Here is a 22,067-nt window from a genome sequence, read left to right on the forward strand (position 1 = left end):
GAAGCGTGAGGTCAGCAGCAGCAGTAGGTCAGAAATCAGTCATTGGTCGAGTCATTGGTCGAGCAGTGGTCCTGTCGAAGGTCGCCCAGCGTGGCCGCTTCCCCCGGCAGCTCGGACCGGGCGGGCGCCATCAGGCCGTCAAGGAACAGCTGCAGATGGCGGTGGATGAAGCCGTCCATGCTCGGGCAGGCCGTGCCCGGCAGCGGCCGGGTGAGCTGGGAGAGGGCGACCATCAGGTCCCCGACGGCGATGTCGGTGCGCAGTTGCCCGGCCGCGCGGGCCCGCTCCATGAGGCCTTCGATGGACAGCTCCAACTGCTCGCGGGCGTCGAGCAGTTCGGGGTGGAAGGGGTCGAAGTCGGGGGACAGCATCGGGCACATGGCGCCGATCCGCTCCTCGGCCGCGGCGTGCACGAAGGTACGCAGCGCCCCGAACGCGGCTGCGCCGTCGGCGTCCGCCGTGGCGATGCCCTGTTCGGCGAGGGCCGTGACGCGCTCCATCACCGTACGGACGACCTGGCGGACCAGTTCGCCGCGGTCGGCGAAGTGGCGGTAGACCGTGGCGTTGCCGACGCCGGCCCGGCGCGCGACCTCGTCGAGGGGTACGTCCGCTCCGTACTCCACGAACATCTCGCGTGCGGCGGCGACGATCCGCTCCCGGTTGCGCAGGGCGTCGGCCCGCGGGCGGGCGACTCGGCGCTGCGGGGCGGTGGCGGTGTCCACGGCTGCTCCTTCAATGGTCGGGCTCCGGCGATGCGGGGAGAGATTCCCCGTTTCGCACGTACGCAGGTCTAAACGGGGAGAGAGTCCCCGGATATTTCCCACGCGGCCCACATTCCCATGTGACCTGAGTCACACATCACCTCGCTCGGAAAAACCCACGATCGGGCCACTCAGCGAGCGCCCGCGCACCCCCCGGCACAGGGTGATCGGACAGGGTGCAGCCGGGACCGGTGGCTGCCGCGGAGCGGAAGGCCATGCATGCAGCAGCCGACCCGGAGGCAGATACGCTCCGCTCGCCGCAGCGCCGCCCTCGCCTCCGTGGCGGCCCTCACCCTCGCGATCACCACGTCGGCGAGCACCGGACGCCTCATGGCGGACTCGCGCAGCACCTCCGGCCCGGCCGCCCTGGCCCGCAGCGCCGCCCTCAGCCCCTGCATGATCAGCGGGACGATGGGCGTGCAGATGACGGAGGGCATACCGACACCGGCCGGGTACGCGCGCTCCACCGGCACCGTCCGCGCCCTGAACCTCCTGATCGACTTCTCCGACGCGCCCGGCCAGGGCAGTGCGCAGGAGCGCCTGGCGGAGTTCTTCCCGCAGACCTCCGAGTGGTTCAGGACGAGCTCGTACGGACGCCTCGACTACCGGCCCGAAACCCCGCTGCCGAACTGGCTGCGGATGCCCAAGAGCTTCGCCGAGTACGGCATACAGCGCGGCGCCCCCTTCGATCCCGGCTACCGCACGCTCGTCCAGGACATCGTGGCTGTCGCCGACCCGGAGGTGGACTTCCGCTCGTACGACGTCGTGAACGTCCTGATCACCCCGAACGCGGGCCCCTCCGCCCTCGACACCGTCCTGTCGGTGACCTTCGCGGGAAACCACGAGGCGCCGGTCGCGGACGGCGTCCCGGTCTCCAACGCGTCGTTCGTCTACAGCCGCCAGGACGACGGCTCCGGCAGCTACCGCGAAACGGGCTACCGCGTACTGCCGCACGAGAACGGCCACGTCTTCGGCCTGCCCGACCTCTACACGCAGGAGGGCGGCGGCGCGGCGGGCCACTGGGACATCATGAGCGAGGACTGGGGCGCCAACAACGACCTGCTGGCCTGGCACAAGTGGAAGCTGGGTTGGCTCGACGACGACCAGGTGGGCTGCGCCGCGAAGCCCGGCACGAGCGAGCACGTCCTGTCGCCACTGGCCGAGAAGGGCGGCACGAAGCTGGCCTTCGTCCCGCTGAACGAGAAGTCGGGGTACGCGATCGAGGCCCGCACCCAGGGCGGCAACGACGAGGTGGTCTGCAAGCCGGGCGTCCTGGTCTACCGCGTGGACGCGGAGATCGACACGGGCCACGGCCCGATCACCGTCTCCGACGCGACACCCGAGAGCGGCGGCTGCACGCGCCGCCCCAACGTCCACGCCGAGCTGTCCGACGCGACGTACGGCGTCGGCGAGACCTTCACGGACCGCAAGACGGGAGTGCGGGTGACGGTGGCGGGGATTGACGACGACGGCAAATACCGCGTGGCCGTCACGCGTCCGTAGCACTCGCGGCGCCCGTACGGGGTTGCGTCGCACCCGGGACGGTCTGGCGCACCTGGCGCAGGAACGCGGCGTTGTCCGGCGTCTTCCTGAGCTGTTCGAGCAGCGCCTCAAGGGCGCCCTGCCCGTCCCGGTCCCGCAGCACCCGCCGCAACCCGCGTACGGCCATCAACTCACCCTCCGACAACAGCAGTTCCTCGCGCCGGGTGCCGGACGGGGTGACGTCGACGGCAGGGTAGACGCGCCGCGCCGCGATGGAGCGGTCGAGCCGCAGCTCCATGTTCCCGGTGCTCTTCAGCTCCTCGAAGTAGTAGTCGTCGGCGCGCGACCCGGTCTCGACGAGCGCGGTGGCGAGCATCGTCAGGGAACCGCCCTCCTCGGCGAGGCGCGCCGCCCCGAAGAGCCGCTTCGGCCCCTGCACGGCGGCGGCGTCGACACCACCGCTGAGGGTGCGGCCCCCGCTGGAGGCCGCGTTGTTGTACGCGCGGCACAGCCGCGTCAGCGAATCGAAGAGCATGACGACGTCACGCCCGTCCTCGACCATGCGCTTGGCCCGCTCGACGGCGAGTTCGGCGAGGGTGATGTGCTCCTTGGCGGGCCGGTCGAAGGTCGAGGCGAGCACCTCGCCGCGGACCGAACGCCGCATGTCGGTGACCTCCTCGGGCCGTTCGTCGAGGAGGACGACCATGAGGTGGCACTCGGGGTGGTTCCGGGCGACGGCCGCGGCGATCTGCTGGAGCAGCACGGTCTTGCCGGTGTGCGGCGGGGCGACGATGAGCCCGCGCTGCCCCTTGCCGACGGGTGCGACGAGATCGAGGAGCCGGCCGGCGAGCGGCCCGCCGGCGGTCTCCAGGCGGATCCGCTCGCGGGGGTGCAGCGGGGTGAGGTCCCCGAAGCGCGGCCGGGCACGCAGGGTGCCGATCGGCCGCCCGTTGACCCGTTCGGCCCCGGCGAGCACGCGGGGCCGCCCGCAGACACCTTCGACGAAGTCGCCGTTGCGCAGCCCGAGTTGACGGATGACGGCGGCAGAGACCTGCACGTCACCGGGCTCGGGCAGGCAAGCGGGACCACGGAGGAACCCGCGACCGTCACGCCCGATATCAAGAACCCCCTTACAAGCAACAGCAGTTGTGGACTCGACTCCCGAAGAGGCGGTACGGACGACGGGCGAGGGCTGAATGGCCGTGGTGACAGTCATGACGAGGGTCCTTTCGCGACATGCGCGGGAGAAGGCCCGGCGGGACGGCGATGGACACGCCCCGTACGACGGGCGGAAAGAGAACTGCGGCGAGCAGTGAATGAAGAAGGCCGAAACGGCCTGACAGCCCCCGGGAGGCCCCGAGAACTACGAGATCCCGAAAACCGGGAGAGGGATGACGGTACGGGCACCCAGGACGGGGCGTTCACACGTACCACTCGGAAGGTAACACATGCCACGCGGCGGCACACCCCCCAACCTCCAGCCTCCTCACGAACGAGGCCGTACGTTAGGTTAGCCTTACCTAAACAGCGGGGAGGTGGCTCACACCATGCCAGAGGACATACCGAACGAGTCGCATGCCGATGGCGAGTTCGCCGGGCGTACGGCTCTGGTGACCGGCGCGGGCCAGGGCATCGGTGCCGCGGTCGCCGCCACGCTCGCCGCCCGGGGCGCGCACGTAGTCGCCACCGACCGCGACGCGCACGGCATCGACGAACTGGCCGCCGAGTCGAGGACGGCCTCCGGCACGATCACCCCCCGCGTCATGGACGTCACCGACGCGGCCGCGGTGAACACCGTCGTCGCCGACACCATCCGCGACCACGGCGCCCTCGACCTCCTCGTGAACGTGGCGGGCATCCTCCGCAGCTCCGCCGTCGCCGACCTGACCGACGCGGACTGGGCCGACACCTTCGCCGTGAACACCACCGGCGTCCTCCACACCTCGCGCGCCGCCGCCTCCCACATGACGGCGCGCGGCTCCGGCTGCATCATCACCGTCGGCTCCAACGCCGCCGGAATCCCCCGCACCGGCATGGCCGCGTACGCCGCGTCCAAGGCGGCGGCAGCGGCCTTCACCAAGTGCCTGGGCCTGGAGGTCGCCCGCAGCGGCGTGCGCTGCAACGTCGTGGCACCCGGCACCACGGACACGGCGATGCAACGCGCGCTCTGGCCCGACGACTCGGCACCCGAGCCCCCACCCACCGTCCTCGACGGCGACCTGCGGACGTACCGCACGGGCATCCCCCTGGGCCGCATGGCCGCCCCGCAGGACATCGCCGACGCGGTGCTGTTCCTGGCGTCGGACCGCGCCAGGCACATCACGCTGCAGGAGCTGTACGTCGACGGCGGCGCAACACTGCGCTGACACGCCACCGGCCCGCAGGCGGGGGAAGCGCGCGCGAGGGGCCGTGGGGGGTATGTGCGAACGGAGCACCGAGCCCACTGTGCCGCCTTTGTCCGTACGACGTGGCGCAGGGATGGCGAGTACGCACATACCCACCGCGGCCCCGCCCCACGACACCCCGGCCCAAGAGCGCCGCACCCGCCGGCGCCCCCGCGCCCCCACCCACCGTTCACGCGCCCCACCCGCACCCCGCGCCCGCACCCACACCTGCCCGCCCAGGCCACACCCGCACCCACACCCACACCTGCCCGCCCAGGCCACACCCGCACCCGCACCCGCACCCCCACCCTCCCACCCAAACCCCACCTGAGAATTGGAGCCCCCGTGTCGACGGCACCCGAGGTAGCCACTCACGTCACGACGGCCGAGCAGGCCCACCCCGCCGTAGGAGCCGCCACCGCGCTCCTCGCCGCCTACACCCCCGGGGCCCGCTTCCTGGCCACCCCGACCCGCACCCTGCTCACCACCACCCCGCACGCCGAAGTACCGCACGACGAGAGACCGTTGCCGACACGCGTAGCCGCCACCCTGGCCGACGCGAGCCGCGCCGGAATCAACGAGCCGCACGTCGTCGGCGCGGTCCCCTTCGACCCCACGGCGCCCGCCGCACTCACCGTCCCCGAAACCCTGCGCACCGCGCCCCCACTCGCCGCGGACCCCCTGATCGCGCTGCCCACCGAGACCCCGGACCCCGCAGACTGGCAGCTCCGCCCGGTGCCCTCGCCCGAGGAGTACGGCGCGGGCGTGGCCGCCGCCGTGGAGCGCATGTGGCGCGGCGACTTCAGCAAGGTCGTCCTGGCCCGCACCATCGAACTCACCGCGCCCACGAAGCTGGACCTCCCCGCGATGCTCCAGCGCCTGGCCCGCCGCGACCCCGGCGGCTACACCTTCGCCCTGCCGACGGCGCCGGGCCGCACCCTCATCGGCGCCAGCCCCGAACTGCTCGTCTCGCGCCGGGGCCGGCAGGTCGTCGCGAACCCCCTCGCCGGTTCGACGCCGCGCAGCGACGACCTCGGCGAGGACGTGCGCCGCGCCGCCGCGCTCCTGGAGTCGGCCAAGGACCTGCACGAACACTCCGTGGTGGTGGACGGCGTCCACCAGGCACTCGCCGCCTTCTGCACGGACCTGACCGTCCCGCCCCGCCCCACCCTCGTCCGCACGGCGACAATGTGGCACCTGTCCACCACGGTGACCGGCACGCTCACCACCCCCGACGCCTCCGCGCTCGAACTGGCCTGCGCGCTGCACCCCACCCCCGCGGTCTGCGGCACGCCGACGGCGACCGCGCGCGAGGTGATCCGCGAGACGGAACCGTTCGACCGCGGCTTCTTCACGGGCGTGGTCGGCTGGGGCGACGCGAACGGCGACGGCGAGTGGGTCGTGACGATCCGCTGCGCCGAGGCCGAGGAGCGAAGCCTGCGGCTGTACGCGGGGGCGGGCGTGGTCGCGGCGTCGGACCCGGCGGCGGAGACGGCGGAGACCGGCGCGAAGTTCCGTACGTTCCTGAACGCGGTGGGGGTAGAGCTGTGAGCACTCCAAGGATCCCAGAAACCCCCACCTGGCCGAAGGAGTTCGCCGACCGCTACCGAGCGGCGGGCTGGTGGCGGGGTGAGACCTTCGGGCAGATGCTGCGCGAGCGCGCGGCCGAGCACCCGGAGCGGGTCGCGATCGTGGACCCCGGCGGACCGACGCCGCGCCGCTGGACGTACGGCGAACTGGACCGCCGAGCCGACCAGTTGGCGGCGGGACTGCTCGCTCGGGGCATCGGCAAGGGCGACAAGGTGGTCGTCCAACTGCCCAACATCGCCGAGTTCTTCGAGACAGTCTTCGCCCTGTTCCGCATCGGCGCGCTCCCGGTCTTCGCGCTGCCCGCGCACCGAGAGACGGAGATCCGCTACTTCTGCGAGTTCACCGAGGCGGTGGCGTACGTCATCCCGCAGGAGCTCGGCGGCTTCGACTACCGCGGCCTGGCGGCGAAGCTGATAGACGAACTCCCCACGCTGAAGCACGTGTTCGTGGCGGAAGGCGACGCGGGCCCCTTCGCACCCCTGCCCCGAACAGCCACGGAGCCGACCACGACCCCGGCCCCGACCCCACCCTCCCCACCCTCCCCACCCGTCCCATCCGACCTGGCGTTCCTCCAGCTCTCCGGCGGCAGCACCGGCGTCCCGAAGCTGATCCCGCGCACCCACGACGACTACATCTACTCACTGCGCGGCTCGAACGAACTCTGCGCGGTCGACGAGAACAGCGTCTACCTCGTGGCCCTCCCCGCGGCCCACAACTTCCCGCTCTCCTCACCAGGTTCGCTCGGCGCGCTGTACGCGGGCGCCCGCGTCGTGCTCTGCCCGCAGCCAAGCCCAGAGGTGGCCTTCCCCCTCATCGAGGCCGAGGGAGTCACCATCACGGGCCTCGTCCCGCCGCTGGCCCTGCTCTGGACGGAGGCGGCGCCGGCCACGGCGTACGACCTGAGCAGCCTGGAGGTGCTCCTGGTCGGCGGCGCGAAGTTCAGCGAGGAGGCGGCGCGCCGGGTGAAGCCGGCGCTCGGCTGCACGCTGCAGCAGGTCTTCGGCATGGCGGAGGGCCTGGTCAACTACACGCGCCTGGACGACTCCCCGGAGACGATCGTCACGACGCAGGGCCGTCCCATCTCCCCGGACGACGAGATCCGCGTCGTCGACGACGAGGACAACGACCTGCCGACGGGCGAGACGGGCCACCTCCTCACCCGTGGCCCGTACACGATCCGCGGCTACTGGAAGGCTCCGGAGCACAATGCCCGTTCCTTCACGGCGGACGGCTTCTACCGCACGGGCGATGTCGTACGCCTCACGGCGACCGGCCACATCGTCGTCGAGGGCCGGGCGAAGGACCAGATCAACCGGGGCGGCGAGAAGATCGCGGCCGAGGAGGTGGAGAACCACATCCTCGCGCACCCGTCCGTGCACGACGCGAACGTGGTCGCCGAGCCGGACGCGTATCTGGGCGAGCGGACCTGCGCGTACGTGATCCTGCGCGCGGACGCGGAGCCGCTGCGACCGGCCGCCGTGCGGAAGTTCGTACGCGAGAGGGGCCTTGCCGCGTACAAGGTGCCGGACCGCGTCGAGTTCGTGGAGGCCTTCCCGCAGACGGGCGTAGGCAAGATCTCCAAGAAGGCCCTGAGGGCCGCGTCATCCCAGACGCAGGCCTCCCCTGCATCCCCCACCTCCCCCACCTCCCCCACCTCCCCCACCTCGTAAATCCCCCTCACCCGAACGGAACGCCCGCCACCATGGCTCTCCCCGCCATCACCCCCTACCCCATGCCGTCACCCGACGAGCTGCCGGCGAACCGCGTGGATTGGAAGGCAGACCCGTCCCGCGCCGTACTCCTCGTGCACGACCTGCAGAACTACTTCCTCTCGGCGTACGACCGAACGGCGCCACCGGTACCAGAACTCCTCTCGCATGTACGGGAGTTGAAGCAAACGGCGACCCGCCTCGGCGTCCCGGTCCTGCACACCGCGCAGCCCGGCGGCCAGAGCCCCGCCGAGCGCGGGCTCCAACAGGACTTCTGGGGCCCGGGGCTGCCCGACGACGCGCACGCGGCGGCGATCGCGAAGGAGATCGGCCCGGCGCCCGCGGAGACGGTCCTCACCAAGTGGAAGTACAGCGGTTTCGTCCGCACGGACCTCCTGGAGCGGATGCGCGAACAGGGCCGCGACCAGCTGATCATCATCGGGATCTACGCCCACATCGGCGTACTGATGACGGCCTGCGACGCGTGGATGCGGGACATCCAGGCGTTCCTGGTGGCCGACGCGGTGGCGGACTTCTCCGCGGACGACCACGCGATGGCGCTGCGCTGGGCGGCGGGCAAGTGCGCGATGGTGACGACGACGGAGGCGGTGTTCACAGGGGAGGCGTAGGCGGTGTTCGCAGGGGAGGCGTAGGCGGTGTTCGCACAGGAGGCGTAGGCGCCGCCTCAGCCGCTTTCGCGGCGCCCCACCCAGCCGCTTTCGCGGCGGCGCGTGTCACCGCACACAATCGCCGAAGACGCGCTCGGCGTCGGCACCGTCGAGCGCTTCGGTCAGCGCGTTGAGCCGGGAGCGCAGATCCCGCACTTCCGCCAGGGACATGCCGCTGGACTCGGCGATGGCCCGGGGCACGGCCCGCGCCTTCTCGCGCAGCGCGAGCCCCTGCCCGGTGGGCCGCACGGTCACGGACCGCTCGTCCTCCACGCTCCGCCGCCGCTCCACATGACCGGCCGCCTCCAGCCGCTTGAGCAGCGGCGACAACGTGCCGGAGTCGAGCCGCAGCCGCTCCCCGATCTTCTTGACGGGCAGCTCGCCGTGCTCCCAGAGCACCAGCATCACGAGGTACTGGGGATAGGTGAGCCCGAGCCCCTTGAGCGCGGTGCGGTAGACGCCGTTGAAGGCCCGCGCGGCGGCGTGCAGCGAAAAACAGATCTGCTCGTCGAGCCGGAGAAGGTCCTCGTCGCGTACGTCATCCATACACAAAGGCTACAACAGCACCCCATTGAGTCGTGCACAACTAAGTTGCACGCAACTCAATAGGGTGCTCTACTGATGACCGCACCCGAACCCCGCCGGGGACGCGAACCACTCGCGAGCTCCTCGCGAACCACTCGCGAACCACTCGAAGAGGATGGAATGGCCACCATGGAAGCAGCCCTGTACACCGCAGTAGCCACCGCCAACGGCCGCGAGGGCCGCGCCGTCAGCTCGGACGGCCAGATCGACCTGCAGCTCGGCTTCCCCGTGGCCCTGGGCGGCGACGGCCGGGGCACCAACCCGGAGCAGCTCTTCGCCGCCGGTTACGCGGCCTGCTTCGCGAGCGCGATGGGCAACATCGCCCGCCAGGAGAAGATCGACGTCACGGATGTCTCGGTGACGGCCGAGGTAAGCATCGGCAAGGACACGGACGGCGGCTTCGGCCTGGCCGTGGTGATGCGGGCCGAGCTCCCGGAGCACCTGCAGGGCGCCGCGGGCGAGGACCTCCTGAAGAAGACGCACGCCTTCTGCCCCTACTCGAAGGCGACGCGCGGCAACATCCCGGTGGAGCTGGTCATCGAGTAGCGACCAGGGCGGGCCGCGGGCCGAACGGGACTCGGGTCAGAGCCAGGGCCAGGGCCAGGGTCAGGAAGCTTCACTCAGAGCCGGCCGAACACCGAGGCCCGGACGGATCCCCTCGGAACCCGAGCCCGAGCCCGCACCCGCACCCCCGGTCACAGTCGCGGTCACAGCCGCACCGGCACCCGGATCCACCCGCCACACCCGGGCGAGCTCGGCGAGCGGAACGCCGAGCACCTCACTGAGACGCACGATGGTGCCGAAGGCCGGCGTGGGCAGCCGCCCGGTCTCGATCTTGCGGAGGGTCTCCGGCGAGATCTCGGCCGCGAGGGCCACGTCGACGGGGCTGCGCCCGGCCCGGGCGACGCGCAGTGCGGCCCCGAGGCGTCGTCCGGCCTCGATCTGTTCGGGGGCGAGCGGATGGCGAACCATGCGGACATGGTAGGCACGCGCCGATCCCCTCAACAACCGCCACGAACCCCCACCCCTTCCTACCGCCCCCCCTGGTATAAATATACCGACCACCAAGGTCAAGGTTGAGGCTGTCGGGGCTCCGGGGAAGAAGAGGACAACAGTGATCGAGCACAAGTCGCCCAAGGACATCGAGCGGATGCATGTGACCGGCCGGTTCGTCGGCGAGGTACTGGAGGAGCTCGGCGACCTCGCGGCGGTGGGCGTCGACCTGATGGACCTGGAGCACCACGCCCGCCGCCGGATCAAGGAGCGCGGCGCGGTCTCCTGCTACTGGGACTACGCGCCCTCGTTCGGCGAGGGCCCCTTCCGCAACGTGGTGTGCCTCTCGGTGAACGACGCGGTGCTGCACGGCCTGCCGCACCGGTACAAGCTGCGCGACGGCGATGTGCTGACCATGGACATGGCCGTGATGATCGACGGCTGGGCGGCGGACTCGGCCCACACCGTGATCGTCGGCACCCCCGACGAGAAGGACGTACGGCTGATCGAGGCCACGGAGGTCGCGCTGGATGCCGCGATCAAGGTGGCCCTGCCAGGCAACCGACTCGGCGACATCTCGGCGGCGATCGGCGCGGTGGCCAAGGAGTACGGCTACCCGGTCAACCTGGAGTTCGGCGGCCACGGCATCGGCCGCACGATGCACGAGGACCTGCACATCCCCAACGACGGCCGCCCGGGCCGCGGTTGGAAGCTCCGCCCCGGCCTGACGATCGCCATCGAGCCGTGGTTCGCCCGCGGCACGAACAAAATCGTCTTCGACAAGGACGGCTGGACGATCCGCTCGGCGGACGGCTCCCGCACGGCCCACTCCGAACACACGGTGGCGATCACGGACGAGGCCCCCCTGGTCCTGACGCACCGCCCCCGCCAGCTGGCGGCCATGACGGCGGAACCGACCCCGACGGAATCCACGAACTGACACTCGCGGCACCACCCCGCCGCAGAGGAACCGAGGGAAACCGCGGGAGCACCCCCTCCCCTCCCAGGAGCCCCCGCCCCCCAAATCTCCACCCGCTACACTGTCGGCGGTGGCACGGACAGACCCGCTCCACCACGGAACTGCCGGAGGCACGCAACACGCATCCGACGGATCCCCGCCTTCGTAGCTCAGGGGATAGAGCACCGCTCTCCTAAAGCGGGTGTCGCAGGTTCGAATCCTGCCGGGGGCACACTTAAGTAGCAGGTCAGATGCCCTGTTGCCCACTGGGCGACAGGGCATCTGACGTCCGGCACGAGTGGCCAAGCGGCGTCACGACAACCTGGTCGACCGCCTGGAGACTCTGATGAAGGCTTCGCTGAAGCCTGGTCACCAGGGCCGCCACGGCTACCAGGGACAGCTGATCCTGGGCAGTGACGATCTCGAAGGGATGGCCACCTCAAGGACGTACGACGTGCCGCGCGCGAGGCGGGCCGTCGCCTCGACCGACAGTCGAAGACCCAGCTCGTGGACACCGCCTGCGTGAGCGGCTCCCCACCAGGACGTGGCGGACCGCTCCAAGGAGGTGGCGGACCCGGCCGAATCGTGGCACCGTACCGAAACCGCCCTGCGCACGGCCCGCACCGCCCTCGACTCGGACGACGATGCCAGCGCCCAGGGACAACTGGACGCCTTCGCCGACACCCTGCACAACCTGGCCCGCAAGACACCCGACCCACACCGGGCCGAGCTGCAAGCAACTGCAGGGGGTCAACCGGACACGCCGCTCGGCGATCCGCGCCGACCGTGAGGCCGCCACCGAACTCCGCCAAGCCGCCCGGAGACTCGCCCACGCCGCCAACATTCCCGGCGGACTCGCCGTCACCTTCACCGCCCTGCACCTGGCCAGCGCCGCCGCCAATCCTCAACTGGCGAATATCCGCCCAGCCGAACAGGCGCACACAGGCAGCGCTGACCAGCAGCACCCGCCACACGACGCCGACCGCCTGGGCACCTCAGCCCACAACAGCATCAGCGAACTAACAGCCTGCGGATCGCCGCCGACGCCGATAGCGGTCACGAGCCTGCTGCTTCAGCTCTGCCTGGCCGAGGCGAGCGCTGTCACGAGCTGGCCCGAATCTCCGGTGTAGACGATCACCTCTTCGTCCTCGGCCGGGGCGTCAAAGCGGGCGAAGAAGTCGTCGAGGGCTTCAGAGGTGACGGTGAGGGCGTTGGCGTCCGCACGCTGGTTGCGCTCAGTCAGGCGTCGCAGCAGCTCGTCGCGGTCGGCGGGGAGGTAGACGACCACAGGATGGCCGCCCGCTTCTCGGGCGGCCTGTCGCCAAGCATCGCGCTCGTGGCGGCGCCACAGCCCGTGGTCCAGGACGACGTCGTTCCCGGCCTCGATCTCCTTGCTGAACCGCTGCCGGATCGACTCGACGACGGGCCGTTCGCGCTCGAAGTAGGTGTGTTCGGGGTAGTCCACGCCGTAGCGGCCGTGGAGGCGGTGGACCTCCTCGTCGACGGACAGCCGGGCGAAGCCTTGGCCAGCCAGGGCCCGGGCTACGGTGGTCTTGCCGGAGCCGGTCAGACCGGCCAGGAGAACGGCGAGGGGCACGTGGTCATCCCTTCCGCGACGAGCGTGCGCGAGCGCGGTCATTGTCTCCGATCCTGGCCGCTCTGCATGTGCGGGCGCCATGTGGTGAAGACGCCACGCGCCTCGGCGGGCCAGCCGAGGGGCATCCGGTCCAGGCTCACCCGGCGGAAGGCGAACCGCGGGTCGCTGATGTTGATCGCGCCGCCGTGCTGGCCGACGTGCGTCAGGAGGCGACTGGCCTCCTCACGTACAGCCGTGGTCTGTTCCTGCCAGGTGCCGGCGGAGAAGTGCTGGATGCGGCGGCGGAGGTCATCGAGGACGCCCGAGCGCCACTTGAAGTGGTGCACCGCGCAGAGACGGTCCGCATCTGGCTTGTGGCCGGGCGCCCGGTGATTGCCGGAGGCCACGGCGACGTCGTGGCGAGCGAGGACGATCTTCCGGGGGTCGCCGTGCAGGAGCCGGTGGGTGAGGTAGCCGCCGAGGGGATAGGCCTGGTCCAGTCCGCCTTGGGGCTGCCAGCCGGTCAGATGTCCGCTCGCGGTGACGCGGTCGAGCATCAGCCCACCGACCACTCGGTGCCCGGACTTGTCGGCCTGGGCGACCACTTCCTCCAGCGGGGCGGGGTACTTCTGGAACTCGTCGGCGTCCGCGAGCAGGTGCCAGCCGGGCCCGGCCCGGTGCCGCAGGGCGTCTCTGAGCTGGGTGTTGGTGTGCTCGTGCCAGGGGCCGGTGCTGGTGCCGGTGGGGGTGATGCCCAGCTCACGGCTGGCGGCCTGGAGTTCGTGCCTCTGTTGGTCGGGGACGTGTTCGGGGAAGTGGAAAGCGATCAGGAATCGCTCAATGCCCAGCCGTCGGTAGTGGCGGACCCAGGCGTCCAGCAGCGGAGGTTCAACTGGCCCGATGACCGCGATCAGGGCTGGGGGTGTGCTCAGCATCGTGGCTCCTTCGTACACAGGCAGGCGAAGGTGCGGGTGAGGAAGTCGGCCTGCTCGGCGGCCGATGGCATCCCCAGCAGGCCGGGTGCCTCCGGTCCGGGATGCTCGGGCGGCTGTCGGACCACGGTGTGCAGGACGTCGGCGAGGCCGTCCGGGTCGCCGACGGGGAAGGTCAGTGCCCAGGGCAGGCCGCGCAGGCGGGTGGTCAGCTCGGGATCGTGGTCAGAGACGACGAGGGGAACGCCGAGGCGGACGGCGTCCATCACGAGCCCGGATTCCTTGCCCACACCGGGATGCCGGGCCACCAAGGCGGCATCTGAGGCGCCGTACACCAGCCGCAGCACGCTCTCCGCGACGGAGCCGGGCACCGTGTGCAGTTGGAGATCGGGCAGGGATCGCCACCGCTCCAGCACGGCATCGTCGAGCGGGGCGCCCGTGACCACGAGATGCAGCGGCTCCTTCAGCCGGGACAGGGCGGCGTCGATCGTGGCGATGTCCTTGTACGGCCACCAGCCGCCCACCAGGCACACCACGGCTTCGGCTGACGGGATGCCGAATGCGGCCCGACCGCCATCGCGCTCGGCGTCGGTGAGGCGGCGACCGTCGTCGACCGCGAAGGCCCGCACCACCGCAGGCAGGTCGGGGAAGGCGGTGGCGAACTGATCGCCCACGGCCTGGCTCGGATAGAGGGCGATCACCCGCCTCTCGCCACGGCGGGCGAGCCGGCCGAGCAGCCGCACCGTGGCGTCTTCGGTGGTGACTGCTTCGTGTACGAAACGCAGGTGCGGCTGGCCACTGAGGAGAGCGGCGGCTCCGTGCAGGGCCTCGCTCGCGGTCAGGATCACCACCGCCTCGGCGGCGGGCTCCAGACGGCGGGCGGACCGCAGCGCGGCTGCCTCGGCTAGACAACGGGCGATGAGGGTGGCCTGGTGCGGTAGGCGCCGCACGCGGCGGGGCCAGCGGCGCGAACGGAACAGACGCCGCCCGGCCGTAGACAGCCGGGCGGCCAGCCAGGAGGCGACCAGCAAGACGCCCGCCTGACGCCCGGCCGGTGCGGTAACCAACCGGGCACCGGCTTCGTGCAGGGCCGTGATCGCCTCGCTGGTGATCCCGCGCAGGGCGATGACCAGGCTGCTGGGCCGAGCCTGGGCCAGGGCCACCAGCGTGCGCTGGTGGTGCCCGCCCAAGCGGTGCGCGTACGGCTCGATGAGCACGAGCGGGCAGCCGGTCATCCGGACACCGCCTGGTCTCCGTGGGCGGCGGTGAACCTCTCCCGCAGCCATGTGGGGTCATTGAGATGGTCGAACCGCTTCGCATCGCGGGCGGCCTCGCGGGCGAAGGCGACGCCCTCACGGGCTCCGGCGGCGGCGTAGGCGGCGAACTCACCGCTGTGGCTCATCGTCCACGCCTCCACCCGCTGGCGAGCGTCGTCGTCGGCCATGCCGTACTCACTGCCGCGGCCGAGCATCGCGCACTCGCGGAAACCCGCCTTCCAGGCGTGAAAGGGGCTCTGGTTGAACCGCGTGATCCCGGCGGCCTCCGCAGCGAACTCGATGCGTCCGGGGAGGGCGGCGAGCACGTCCACGGCCTCCCCCATCTCACGCAGGGCACTGCGGCGGATCAACTTCAGCCCGCCATAGCCGTAGGAGAGGCCGTTGACCGGGTTGACCGCACGCCACACCCGCATGGACACGCCCTCGTCCAGCGGTTCCACGAACGCGGGGTCGAAGTCGGTGTCGATGGCGAAGTCGCCGTCGGCGAGGAAGAACTGCTCGCGGTCGACGACCTCAGCGCACAGCCGGTAGGCCCGGCGCATCCCGTGCACCCCGTGCAGGCGCTTGACCGTGCCGCCGAGGGTCCGCTGCAGGCGGGCCTGGAGGGAGTTGGCCATCGGCTCGTCGTAGGAGAGGAACACCGCGTCGAACTTGGTCACGAGATCGCCTCCAGGTATCGGGCAGCGACCAGGGTGGGGGCGAAGTCGGTGGTGCTGGCGTGGGCGCGCTTGGCGTGCAGAGCGTGGAACTCGTCGTCCGTGGCGAGCCGTTCGGCCAAGGCGACGGCCTCGGCCGAGGTGGTGAAGCACAGCTCGCGGTCGATGTGCTTGGCGAGCCAGCCCAGCTTGGGCGAGATGACCGGCAGGCCCATGCCCTGGCAGTCGATCACACTCATCGACCAGGGGCAGCCGGGCCGGAACGGGGCGATGCCGAAGCGGGCGCCAGCCAGCAGGTTCTTGTAGCGCACGCGGTCTCCGCGGTCGGAGACGACCTGAACATGTGGCAGGGCAGCGAGCCGGTCGCGCATCTTCTCGGGGCTGTCGTCCAGTCCCTGCCGTTCGGCCCGGCGCTGGCCGAACAGCTCCATGACTCGCAGCCGCACCGTGCCGGAGGCTCCCAGTTCGCGGGCCAGGTCCACGAACTGGCCGGTGCCGTAGTGCGCATACAGCCGGTGGTTGTAGACGCCGATCGCCCCGCCCGTGCCGGAGGTCGGCCGGGAGACGACCGGGGCTCGGACCAGGCGCTCATCGCGCGGAGCGGGCACCACCCTCACCTTCTCTCCAAGGTCCACGGTCATGCGGGCGGCTGCGGCCGTGATCCAGGAGGCGGCCGTGGAGGAGTGCGCCATCACCCGGTCGCAGGCGGCCAGGCCGGCGGCGAACGCCAGCAGCACCGGTCGACCGAGCCCCACGTCGTTCAAGGACGGGTCGAGCAGGAGCTGGCCGCCGTCGGCGAAGGAGAACGGCAGGTAGTGGCAGTACCCGGCCAGCAGCGCATCCGACCCGGCCTCCAGCAGAGCCGCACGGATCGCAGGAGCCTCCTCGACCTGGTTGGCCACCACCACATCCGGCCGCTCGGTCCGGAGCAAGGCCACCAACTCGTCGACGTCCGCAGAGAACCGGGCCCGGTACTTCGTCCCCGGCACCTTCGTCCGGCGGAAGCCGCAGCGGGCATCCCCGGCCGCCGCCGGGGCCGCGATGGTCACCTCCGCCCCGGCATCCGCCAGGGCCGGGGCCAGCAAGTCCGCGAAGATCCACCCCGAATCCGACGACAGCCGGTCGGGGTTGGAGATGTTCAGCAGGTACAGCACGCGCATCGCGCTTCGCCTCCCTCGTCTGCCCGGAGGGTCGATCCGGGCCGTTGAGGGAAGGAAAACGGCGACGCGGACCGTGACGGGATGGTGAACTTGGATCACTCACGGTTCATTCATGCTCACCAACAAGTGACGCGGGGCGGGGCTTCGATGGACGCGCACAGCGAGGAGATCACCGTCGAGCAGGCAGCCGAGGACTACGCGGCCGAGGTGGCCCGCTGGCGGGAAGTACGCGGCATGTCCAAGCGGGCGTTAGCCCTGGCCATGGGCTTCGACCCGTCCTACGTCAGCCATGTGGAGTCAGGCCGCCACAAGCCCAGCGAGGAGTTCTCACGGCTCGCCGACGAGGCGCTGAACGCAGGGAAGGCAATCTGGCGGCGATGGTGCGACTACGAGCAGGCCAAGGCCCGTACCCGGCGGCCAGTAGCGTCGGCGCCCGCCCAGCGCCGCCCCGAGCAGCCGTACGCGACCGGCTCCGCCCTCGTTGTCGAGCACGACGCAGCATGGCTCCAGTACGACGGCAGCAACTACCGGCTCACCATGCGCCGGCGCCTGCGGAACACCGGCGACGAGCCGATCACCCGCTACCTGATCCGGATCTCCGTCGACCGCTACCCCGGCGACCCCGAGCGATCCAACATCCATTACAGAGCACACCCGTTGGCCTGGAACGAACTCGAGCTGACGGCCACCTGCCGGGGTGAGACGATGCGCTGGGAGGCCAAGCACGACCGCGACGCCTTCAAAGAGGTCTGGCTGCTGTTCGACAACGAACACGGCCGCTTCCCGCTCTACCCCGGCGAGTCCGTGTGGATCGAGTACGCCTACACCGTCGGTGACGACAAATGGGGCCACTGGTTCCAGCGAGCCGTACGCCTGCCCACCGAGCGCCTTGAAGTCCAGCTCGTCTTCCCCGCCGCTCTCGATCCCGTCGTGTGGGGCACCGAGACCTCCATGACCGCCGAAGCCTCCCCGCTCCGAACCCCTCCCGTCCGCAGCGACAAAGGCGAGCTACGGCAATTCACATGGATCACGACCACACCCGCCCTGCACGCTCGGTACCGTCTTGAGTGGCGGTTCCGGGCCCGGCCCGAACACGACACAGATCAAGAGGAGTTCAGGTGATTGACGTGCGGCCCAGCCAACGAATGCGCGACCTCGGAGTCGTCCAGCACGGCGCCGGCATCCTCACCGAACCGGCCCGCCCCTTCGACCTGCCCGCCGAACGCGACGAAACCGAACGCGTCGTGGACGAGCTGTTCGCCGCCATGGAGCGGATCGGCCAGGTCCACCCCTTTGCCAAGGGCATGGGCATCGCCGCCCCACAGATCGGCATCGGCCGCACCGCGGCCGTCGTCCAGCCGTCCGGCGACGCCCCCGCCGTCATCCTGCTCAACCCACGGATCACCGACCGCTCCGGCGAAATGGACGAGCAGTACGAAGGCTGCCTCAGCTTCTTCGACGTACGCGGCCTCGTGCCCCGCCCCCTGAAGATCACGGTGGAGACCACAGCCCTGACGGGTGAGGCCGTGACCACCGTCTATGAACACGGCATCGCCCGCCTCATCCACCACGAGATCGACCACCTCGACGGTCTCCTCTACACCGCCCGCATGCGAACCGGGGTCGAGCCGATCCCCGTGGAGGAGTACCGCCAGACTGGCCGGGCCTGGGTGTACGACCGCGCATGACCAGCCGCCACGACAGCGGAGCACTGGCCTGGCCGATCATGGCGATCGCTGAGCCGAATCCGGTACCTCCACTGCTCCGCAGAAAGCACAGTGACGTAGTAGATATATCTGCCCTGACTCGCATGCGCCTACCCACGACCCTCGTTGAGACCCTCTCTGCCAGAGGACGGTCGTAGCCTCAGGGCCGTGGTCGTCAACAAAGAAGAACGTGATCCTGTTCAAGTAGTCGGGCAGCCACCGGCACCCACCGTGTTGTCCACCCACCTCCCGACCCTCAATCCGACTGGGCTGGAACTGACGAGAATCATCCTGGCCAAACGGGATCCCGGCTCTGCCTTTGACACAGTGATGGCGCGAGGAGCGGCTAAGGAGATGGGCGCGTGAAGCACTGGCTGATGTTGGCCGAGAGCAGGTCATGGGCGTACGAGCGAGAGTCAGAGGACTGGGACCCGCACCTCTCTGCCATCACTGATCTTGATGCTGCGGTGGGCGACGCTGTCCTGCTATGGCGCGGCGGGCGGGGTGGCGGCGTTGTCGCAATGGGATCGGTCATCAGCACGACTGCAGTGCATGCCAGTCCGTTTCTCCGTTTGAGGCTGGAATTGCAAGAGGACGGTGATGAACTCCCGGCCCTCCCGTGCCATCAGGTGACCTAAGCAGAAGGCCGCGTCGCCGGCGAGTTCGGTTTCGAGCGCGTCACGCAGAAGATTCTCGGCCTCCGCCTCCCTGCCCTGCTGCCCCATAAGGAGATCGCCGAGAAAGAATGAAGCCCCAGCCTCACCAGAGGCCAGGCCGAACGGCGTGGCGTACAGCAGGAGGTCGCCGTCCATCGTCTCGGCGGCGCCCTTGGCCATCCTGAGCAGGCTCAGCACCTGCTCGTGCTTCTTCTGCCGCACGGCGGCGGTGGCCGCTCGGAGGAGCAGGATGCCCCAGAGGGCCAAGTCCGCCTGGCTGCTGCGGAATCCCGGTTCGATGGCTTCGGCCTGGGGCACCGCGACGCGCTCGGCATCGGCGAGGCGGCCCTGTTTGGTGAGGACGTACGAGAGTGTGGAGGCGGCCATGGTCTCCAGGCCGAGGTCGTCACAACCCTTGACGGCGAGCATCGACCGTTCCACCGCGGTGAACGCGGCGTCTTCCTTGCCGCGGCCTTGTCGCTGCCTGTGGAGGCGTGGACGACGGCGCGAGCGTCGCGGATGAGTGGCGGCAGCAGTACGCCGATCTCGGCCATGCGCCCTTCTCGACGGATGGCTTCCGTGGACCGGAGCGACGCCTGGAGTTGCTGGATGCTGGGCGGATCCTCGGGGTCGCTCTCACCGCCGAGCAGGTCGGCCACGGGGGAGATGGCCTGACGAAGAGCGAGGACGGAAGGGGAATCCTCTTCCGCCATGCCGTGCGTCTCGAACGTGGTGGGCTGCCCGACCAGGTAGCTGGGCTCAGTATCGAGCGCGCGGGCCAGCGAGTTGATGGTGGTGAGCCGGGCCGTCTTCCTGCGCCCTTGCCGGCTCCGAGCCGGGGGCTCGTGCGGGCCTGCAGACCTTGGCTCGCCCTGTGGTCCGGCAGCATCGTCCCCCTCTGACGCGCACAAGAATTCGCGGCCCAGCGGGGGGGTGGAATGGCACAAGGGAATCCCTATCGCCATATCGGAAATTCTCAATCGGCCTTAGCGCAGCCCCTGAGTAAAGTCCGACTGAAACGATCTGCCGCCAGAAGCGCCCTACTAACATCGACGAGGACATCGTCAACCTCATTGTCAACTCAACAGGGCTTCCCGCACTGGCAGAGGCGTGCCGGTAAATCGACGAGAGGAAGTGGGCGCCGTGAAGGACGAGGAAGAGAAGCCAGTCGCCGACTCGGATGACGAGCTCGGGGCCCTAGGAGGAGGTTTTCTCTATACGGCCATGTTCCTTCTGGTGGCCTACATACCCGCCACTCTCGTCGGTGAACTCATCGGCAACCGCGGCCTGCCCACTTCCCCTTGGCTGATTGCCCCGGCCGTGGCGCTGGTGATTGCCGTCATGATGCGGTTCGAGCCGTACCTCGAAGGGCTTTCATGGTGGTCTCGGGTCGAATACGGGTGGGGGGCCCTCCTACTCGGCCAAAGTTTCGTACTTCCCATCGTTCTCGCTGTGGTGTGGCCGAAGTCCGTCTGGTCCTGGCTGCCGCCAGCGGTCCCCACGATCTTGTCCCTCGTCCCGATCTCGTGCGCCATCTGGTGCGTCAAACGTTGGCATCGGCATCTCTGGAAAAGGCAGCGGCCGCAGGTGGGGCCCCCGTACCGACCTGTTCCTCGGATCGGCGGTCAGGCTTCTGAGGAACCCTGACCGCAGTCGGTCTCGTGCCCCGGCTCATCCCGGGCCGGACGAGGGACCGGCGTGACGGCCGTTCGGATGATTATGATGATTAATGTGATTGCGCGGCACCCTGTACCGGGGAAGCCCGTGGTGTCCCCTTCTCACCTCTCAGAGAGGCACCACATGCGTATCCGAACTGTTTTCGCCGCTGCTGCTATTGCCGCCCTCACCATCCTGGGTAGCGCGGGAGCCGCCTCGGCGAACGACGACGACTACGACGGCCACGGCGGCGATGTGAACACCCACGTGGCCCAGAATGCCGTGACTGGCTTCGGTGACCTGGTGATGGACTAAGGCTGAGGAATTTCAGCACCGCGGCGTCGGCGGCAGGTTCATTTAGGTTTCGGTGACCGGTGGCTGACGTGGCAACGGCGTGAGCCCCCTCTCGCCCGTCGGGGAGAGCAGGGGGCTCACGCATGCGCGCGCCCGGGTCGGGAAGCGGGTCGCCGTTTCACCCGCCGGGCGGTCAGGACGGGCAGTCAGGACGGGCAGTCAGGACGGGCAGTCAGGCGCGGACGCGGACGCCGTGGCGCGTGCGCATGCGGTGGAGTTCCCACAGGGCCACCGCCGTGACCGAGACCGGGCCGCCGAGTACCGCGCACCACTGCGCCAGTGGCGGGCCGTGCGGCAGGCCGCCCTCGATCGCGACGCTGCTGAGCGTCAGTTCCCAGACGAGTACGACGGTGAGCGCGGCCGGCAGTGCGGCGTGCACGTTCGACGTGTTGAAGGCGTAGCGCGCCGCGTAGGCCGAGGAGAAGAGCAGGAACGGCAGCAGCCAGATCAGGCCGATGAGGAGGGCGAGGGCCACCAGGCCGTTCAGCAGCGTGCCGTAGTTCTGTTTCAGCAGGAGCGTGCTGCCCACGAGGACGAGGCCCACGCCCACCAGGATGCCGACGTACCAGCCCACGGCCTTGAGCGGCGCGCGCAGGCGGGAGCGCAGGGCGCGGCGGTGTTCGGCGGGGGCGTAGCGGATGAAGCCGAGGACGACGAGCGGGCCCGTCAGGATCAGCAGCAGGGGCGCGAGGATCAGCTTCACGACGCCGTCGTTGGCGACACCGCTCCAGCCCCCGTCCGACCCGTAGGTGTAGATCAGGTAGAAGGTCGCGATGGCGCCCGCGATCGCCCGCCACAGTTGTACCTGGGACACGAGCCGGTCCGCGACGTGGCCCGCGCCCGGCTGGTTGAAGATCGCCTCGGCGCGGCGGCGGGCGGAACGGATCACCGGGATGATCGGTGAGACGAAGAGGAACGCGCAGCCCGAGCGTCGCCGCCTGACCGGTTGGGGCGGGTACGGGTG

General features: G+C 70.1%; 25 protein-coding genes, 1 tRNA gene and 1 pseudogene. 16 read left to right on the forward strand and 11 right to left on the reverse strand.

What is annotated here, in order from left to right:
* Positions 1 to 35: 35 nt before the first annotated feature.
* Positions 36 to 722 (reverse strand): TetR/AcrR family transcriptional regulator, encoded by a 687-nt coding sequence (locus AC07DI_RS06370; RefSeq protein ID WP_384253471.1) that lies wholly within the window; start codon positions 720 to 722, stop codon positions 36 to 38.
* A 258-nt stretch (positions 723 to 980) separates the two neighbouring features.
* On the opposite strand from AC07DI_RS06370, the gene AC07DI_RS06375 reads away from it, so the two are divergent.
* Entirely contained in the window at positions 981 to 2,264 is a 1,284-nt protein-coding gene (locus tag AC07DI_RS06375; protein WP_478902562.1) for a M6 family metalloprotease domain-containing protein, read from the forward strand.
* Here AC07DI_RS06375 and rho read toward each other — a convergent pair.
* A complete protein-coding gene (gene rho, locus AC07DI_RS06380) occupies positions 2,251 to 3,459 on the reverse strand; it encodes a transcription termination factor Rho (RefSeq protein WP_478902564.1) in 1,209 nt (402 codons plus the stop codon). The two genes, AC07DI_RS06375 and rho, sit on opposite strands and share 14 nt — an antisense overlap.
* Before the next feature lie 331 nt (positions 3,460 to 3,790).
* On the opposite strand from rho, the gene AC07DI_RS06385 reads away from it, so the two are divergent.
* The 4 genes from AC07DI_RS06385 (at position 3,791) to AC07DI_RS06400 (ending at position 8,555) form a co-directional block, all read left to right on the forward strand.
* On the forward strand, positions 3,791 to 4,609 hold the full coding sequence (locus AC07DI_RS06385; RefSeq protein WP_478902566.1) for a 2,3-dihydro-2,3-dihydroxybenzoate dehydrogenase: 819 nt from the start codon (positions 3,791 to 3,793) through the stop codon (positions 4,607 to 4,609).
* Positions 4,610 to 4,972: 363 nt separating this feature from the next.
* A complete protein-coding gene (gene dhbC, locus AC07DI_RS06390) occupies positions 4,973 to 6,178 on the forward strand; it encodes an isochorismate synthase DhbC (protein ID WP_478902568.1) in 1,206 nt (401 codons plus the stop codon).
* Positions 6,175 to 7,887, forward strand: a complete 1,713-nt coding sequence (locus tag AC07DI_RS06395; protein ID WP_478902569.1) for a (2,3-dihydroxybenzoyl)adenylate synthase — start codon at positions 6,175 to 6,177, stop codon at positions 7,885 to 7,887. Before dhbC ends, AC07DI_RS06395 begins: the two co-directional genes overlap by 4 nt.
* 32 nt (positions 7,888 to 7,919) lie before the next feature.
* Entirely contained in the window at positions 7,920 to 8,555 is a 636-nt protein-coding gene (locus AC07DI_RS06400) for an isochorismatase family protein (RefSeq protein ID WP_478902571.1), read from the forward strand.
* 105 nt (positions 8,556 to 8,660) lie between these two features.
* Here AC07DI_RS06400 and AC07DI_RS06405 read toward each other — a convergent pair whose 3' ends face one another.
* Positions 8,661 to 9,140, reverse strand: a complete 480-nt coding sequence (locus AC07DI_RS06405) for a MarR family winged helix-turn-helix transcriptional regulator (protein WP_384253487.1) — start codon at positions 9,138 to 9,140, stop codon at positions 8,661 to 8,663.
* Positions 9,141 to 9,308: 168 nt separating this feature from the next.
* Between AC07DI_RS06405 and AC07DI_RS06410 the strand changes: the two genes are divergently transcribed.
* A complete protein-coding gene (locus tag AC07DI_RS06410; protein WP_384253489.1) occupies positions 9,309 to 9,725 on the forward strand; it encodes an organic hydroperoxide resistance protein in 417 nt (138 codons plus the stop codon).
* 174 nt (positions 9,726 to 9,899) lie between these two features.
* Here the strand turns inward: AC07DI_RS06410 and AC07DI_RS06415 are convergent.
* A pseudogene (locus AC07DI_RS06415) lies at positions 9,900 to 10,151 on the reverse strand (helix-turn-helix transcriptional regulator); the annotation flags it as partial.
* Between the two features lie 142 nt (positions 10,152 to 10,293).
* On the opposite strand from AC07DI_RS06415, the gene map reads away from it, so the two are divergent.
* From map to AC07DI_RS06435, 4 genes are all read left to right on the forward strand, one after another.
* Positions 10,294 to 11,112 (forward strand): type I methionyl aminopeptidase, encoded by an 819-nt coding sequence (gene map, locus AC07DI_RS06420; RefSeq protein WP_478902573.1) that lies wholly within the window; start codon positions 10,294 to 10,296, stop codon positions 11,110 to 11,112.
* Between the two features lie 177 nt (positions 11,113 to 11,289).
* Positions 11,290 to 11,362: transfer RNA gene (locus AC07DI_RS06425), tRNA-Arg, on the forward strand.
* Between the two features lie 114 nt (positions 11,363 to 11,476).
* On the forward strand, positions 11,477 to 11,656 hold the full coding sequence (locus AC07DI_RS06430) for a hypothetical protein (protein ID WP_478902574.1): 180 nt from the start codon (positions 11,477 to 11,479) through the stop codon (positions 11,654 to 11,656).
* An 18-nt stretch (positions 11,657 to 11,674) separates the two neighbouring features.
* Positions 11,675 to 11,920 carry a hypothetical protein gene (locus tag AC07DI_RS06435; protein ID WP_478902576.1) on the forward strand — a complete coding sequence of 82 codons (246 nt, stop codon included), beginning with the start codon at positions 11,675 to 11,677 and terminating at the stop codon, positions 11,918 to 11,920.
* Positions 11,921 to 12,202: 282 nt separating this feature from the next.
* Here AC07DI_RS06435 and AC07DI_RS06440 read toward each other — a convergent pair whose 3' ends face one another.
* From AC07DI_RS06440 to AC07DI_RS06460, 5 genes are read right to left on the reverse strand one after another with little or no spacing between them, the layout of a single operon-like run.
* Positions 12,203 to 12,727, reverse strand: coding sequence for a P-loop nucleotide/nucleoside kinase family protein (locus AC07DI_RS06440; protein WP_478902577.1), 525 nt, complete (start codon positions 12,725 to 12,727; stop codon positions 12,203 to 12,205).
* Between the two features lie 38 nt (positions 12,728 to 12,765).
* Positions 12,766 to 13,641: a glycosyltransferase family 2 protein gene (locus tag AC07DI_RS06445; RefSeq protein ID WP_478902578.1), complete on the reverse strand. Its 876-nt coding sequence runs from the start codon at positions 13,639 to 13,641 to the stop codon at positions 12,766 to 12,768.
* Complete coding sequence (locus AC07DI_RS06450; RefSeq protein ID WP_478902579.1) at positions 13,635 to 14,873, reverse strand: glycosyltransferase family protein; 1,239 nt, start codon at positions 14,871 to 14,873, stop codon at positions 13,635 to 13,637. Before AC07DI_RS06450 ends, AC07DI_RS06445 begins: the two co-directional genes overlap by 7 nt.
* Complete coding sequence (locus AC07DI_RS06455) at positions 14,870 to 15,574, reverse strand: hypothetical protein (protein WP_478902580.1); 705 nt, start codon at positions 15,572 to 15,574, stop codon at positions 14,870 to 14,872. Before AC07DI_RS06455 ends, AC07DI_RS06450 begins: the two co-directional genes overlap by 4 nt.
* Positions 15,571 to 16,731 (reverse strand): glycosyltransferase, encoded by a 1,161-nt coding sequence (locus tag AC07DI_RS06460; RefSeq protein ID WP_478902582.1) that lies wholly within the window; start codon positions 16,729 to 16,731, stop codon positions 15,571 to 15,573. Before AC07DI_RS06460 ends, AC07DI_RS06455 begins: the two co-directional genes overlap by 4 nt.
* 147 nt (positions 16,732 to 16,878) lie before the next feature.
* Here AC07DI_RS06460 and AC07DI_RS06465 point away from each other — a divergent pair, with 147 nt between their 5' ends.
* From AC07DI_RS06465 to AC07DI_RS06475, 3 genes are all read left to right on the forward strand, one after another.
* The gene (locus AC07DI_RS06465) at positions 16,879 to 17,853 is read left to right on the forward strand and encodes a helix-turn-helix domain-containing protein (protein ID WP_478902583.1); all 975 of its coding nucleotides are present in this window, start codon (positions 16,879 to 16,881) and stop codon (positions 17,851 to 17,853) included.
* Positions 17,850 to 18,419 carry a peptide deformylase gene (locus AC07DI_RS06470; protein ID WP_478902585.1) on the forward strand — a complete coding sequence of 190 codons (570 nt, stop codon included), beginning with the start codon at positions 17,850 to 17,852 and terminating at the stop codon, positions 18,417 to 18,419. The genes AC07DI_RS06465 and AC07DI_RS06470 overlap by 4 nt, the downstream gene beginning before the upstream one ends.
* A gap of 186 nt (positions 18,420 to 18,605) precedes the next feature.
* Complete coding sequence (locus AC07DI_RS06475) at positions 18,606 to 18,803, forward strand: hypothetical protein (protein WP_478902587.1); 198 nt, start codon at positions 18,606 to 18,608, stop codon at positions 18,801 to 18,803.
* A gap of 119 nt (positions 18,804 to 18,922) precedes the next feature.
* On the opposite strand, the gene AC07DI_RS06480 is transcribed toward AC07DI_RS06475, so the two are convergent.
* Positions 18,923 to 19,522, reverse strand: coding sequence for a hypothetical protein (locus AC07DI_RS06480; protein ID WP_478902589.1), 600 nt, complete (start codon positions 19,520 to 19,522; stop codon positions 18,923 to 18,925).
* 65 nt (positions 19,523 to 19,587) lie between these two features.
* Between AC07DI_RS06480 and AC07DI_RS06485 the strand changes: the two genes are divergently transcribed.
* The 3 genes from AC07DI_RS06485 (at position 19,588) to AC07DI_RS06495 (ending at position 21,064) form a co-directional block, all read left to right on the forward strand.
* On the forward strand, positions 19,588 to 19,995 hold the full coding sequence (locus tag AC07DI_RS06485) for a hypothetical protein (protein WP_478902590.1): 408 nt from the start codon (positions 19,588 to 19,590) through the stop codon (positions 19,993 to 19,995).
* Positions 19,996 to 20,236: 241 nt separating this feature from the next.
* Positions 20,237 to 20,740 (forward strand): hypothetical protein, encoded by a 504-nt coding sequence (locus AC07DI_RS06490; RefSeq protein WP_478902591.1) that lies wholly within the window; start codon positions 20,237 to 20,239, stop codon positions 20,738 to 20,740.
* 153 nt (positions 20,741 to 20,893) lie between these two features.
* Entirely contained in the window at positions 20,894 to 21,064 is a 171-nt protein-coding gene (locus AC07DI_RS06495) for a hypothetical protein (protein ID WP_384253528.1), read from the forward strand.
* A 211-nt stretch (positions 21,065 to 21,275) separates the two neighbouring features.
* Here the strand turns inward: AC07DI_RS06495 and AC07DI_RS06500 are convergent, their stop codons facing one another.
* Positions 21,276 to 21,992, reverse strand: coding sequence for a hypothetical protein (locus AC07DI_RS06500; RefSeq protein WP_478902593.1), 717 nt, complete (start codon positions 21,990 to 21,992; stop codon positions 21,276 to 21,278).
* Positions 21,993 to 22,067: the final 75 nt, after the last annotated feature.

This window comes from Streptomyces sp. NPDC044106, from assembly GCF_056433985.1.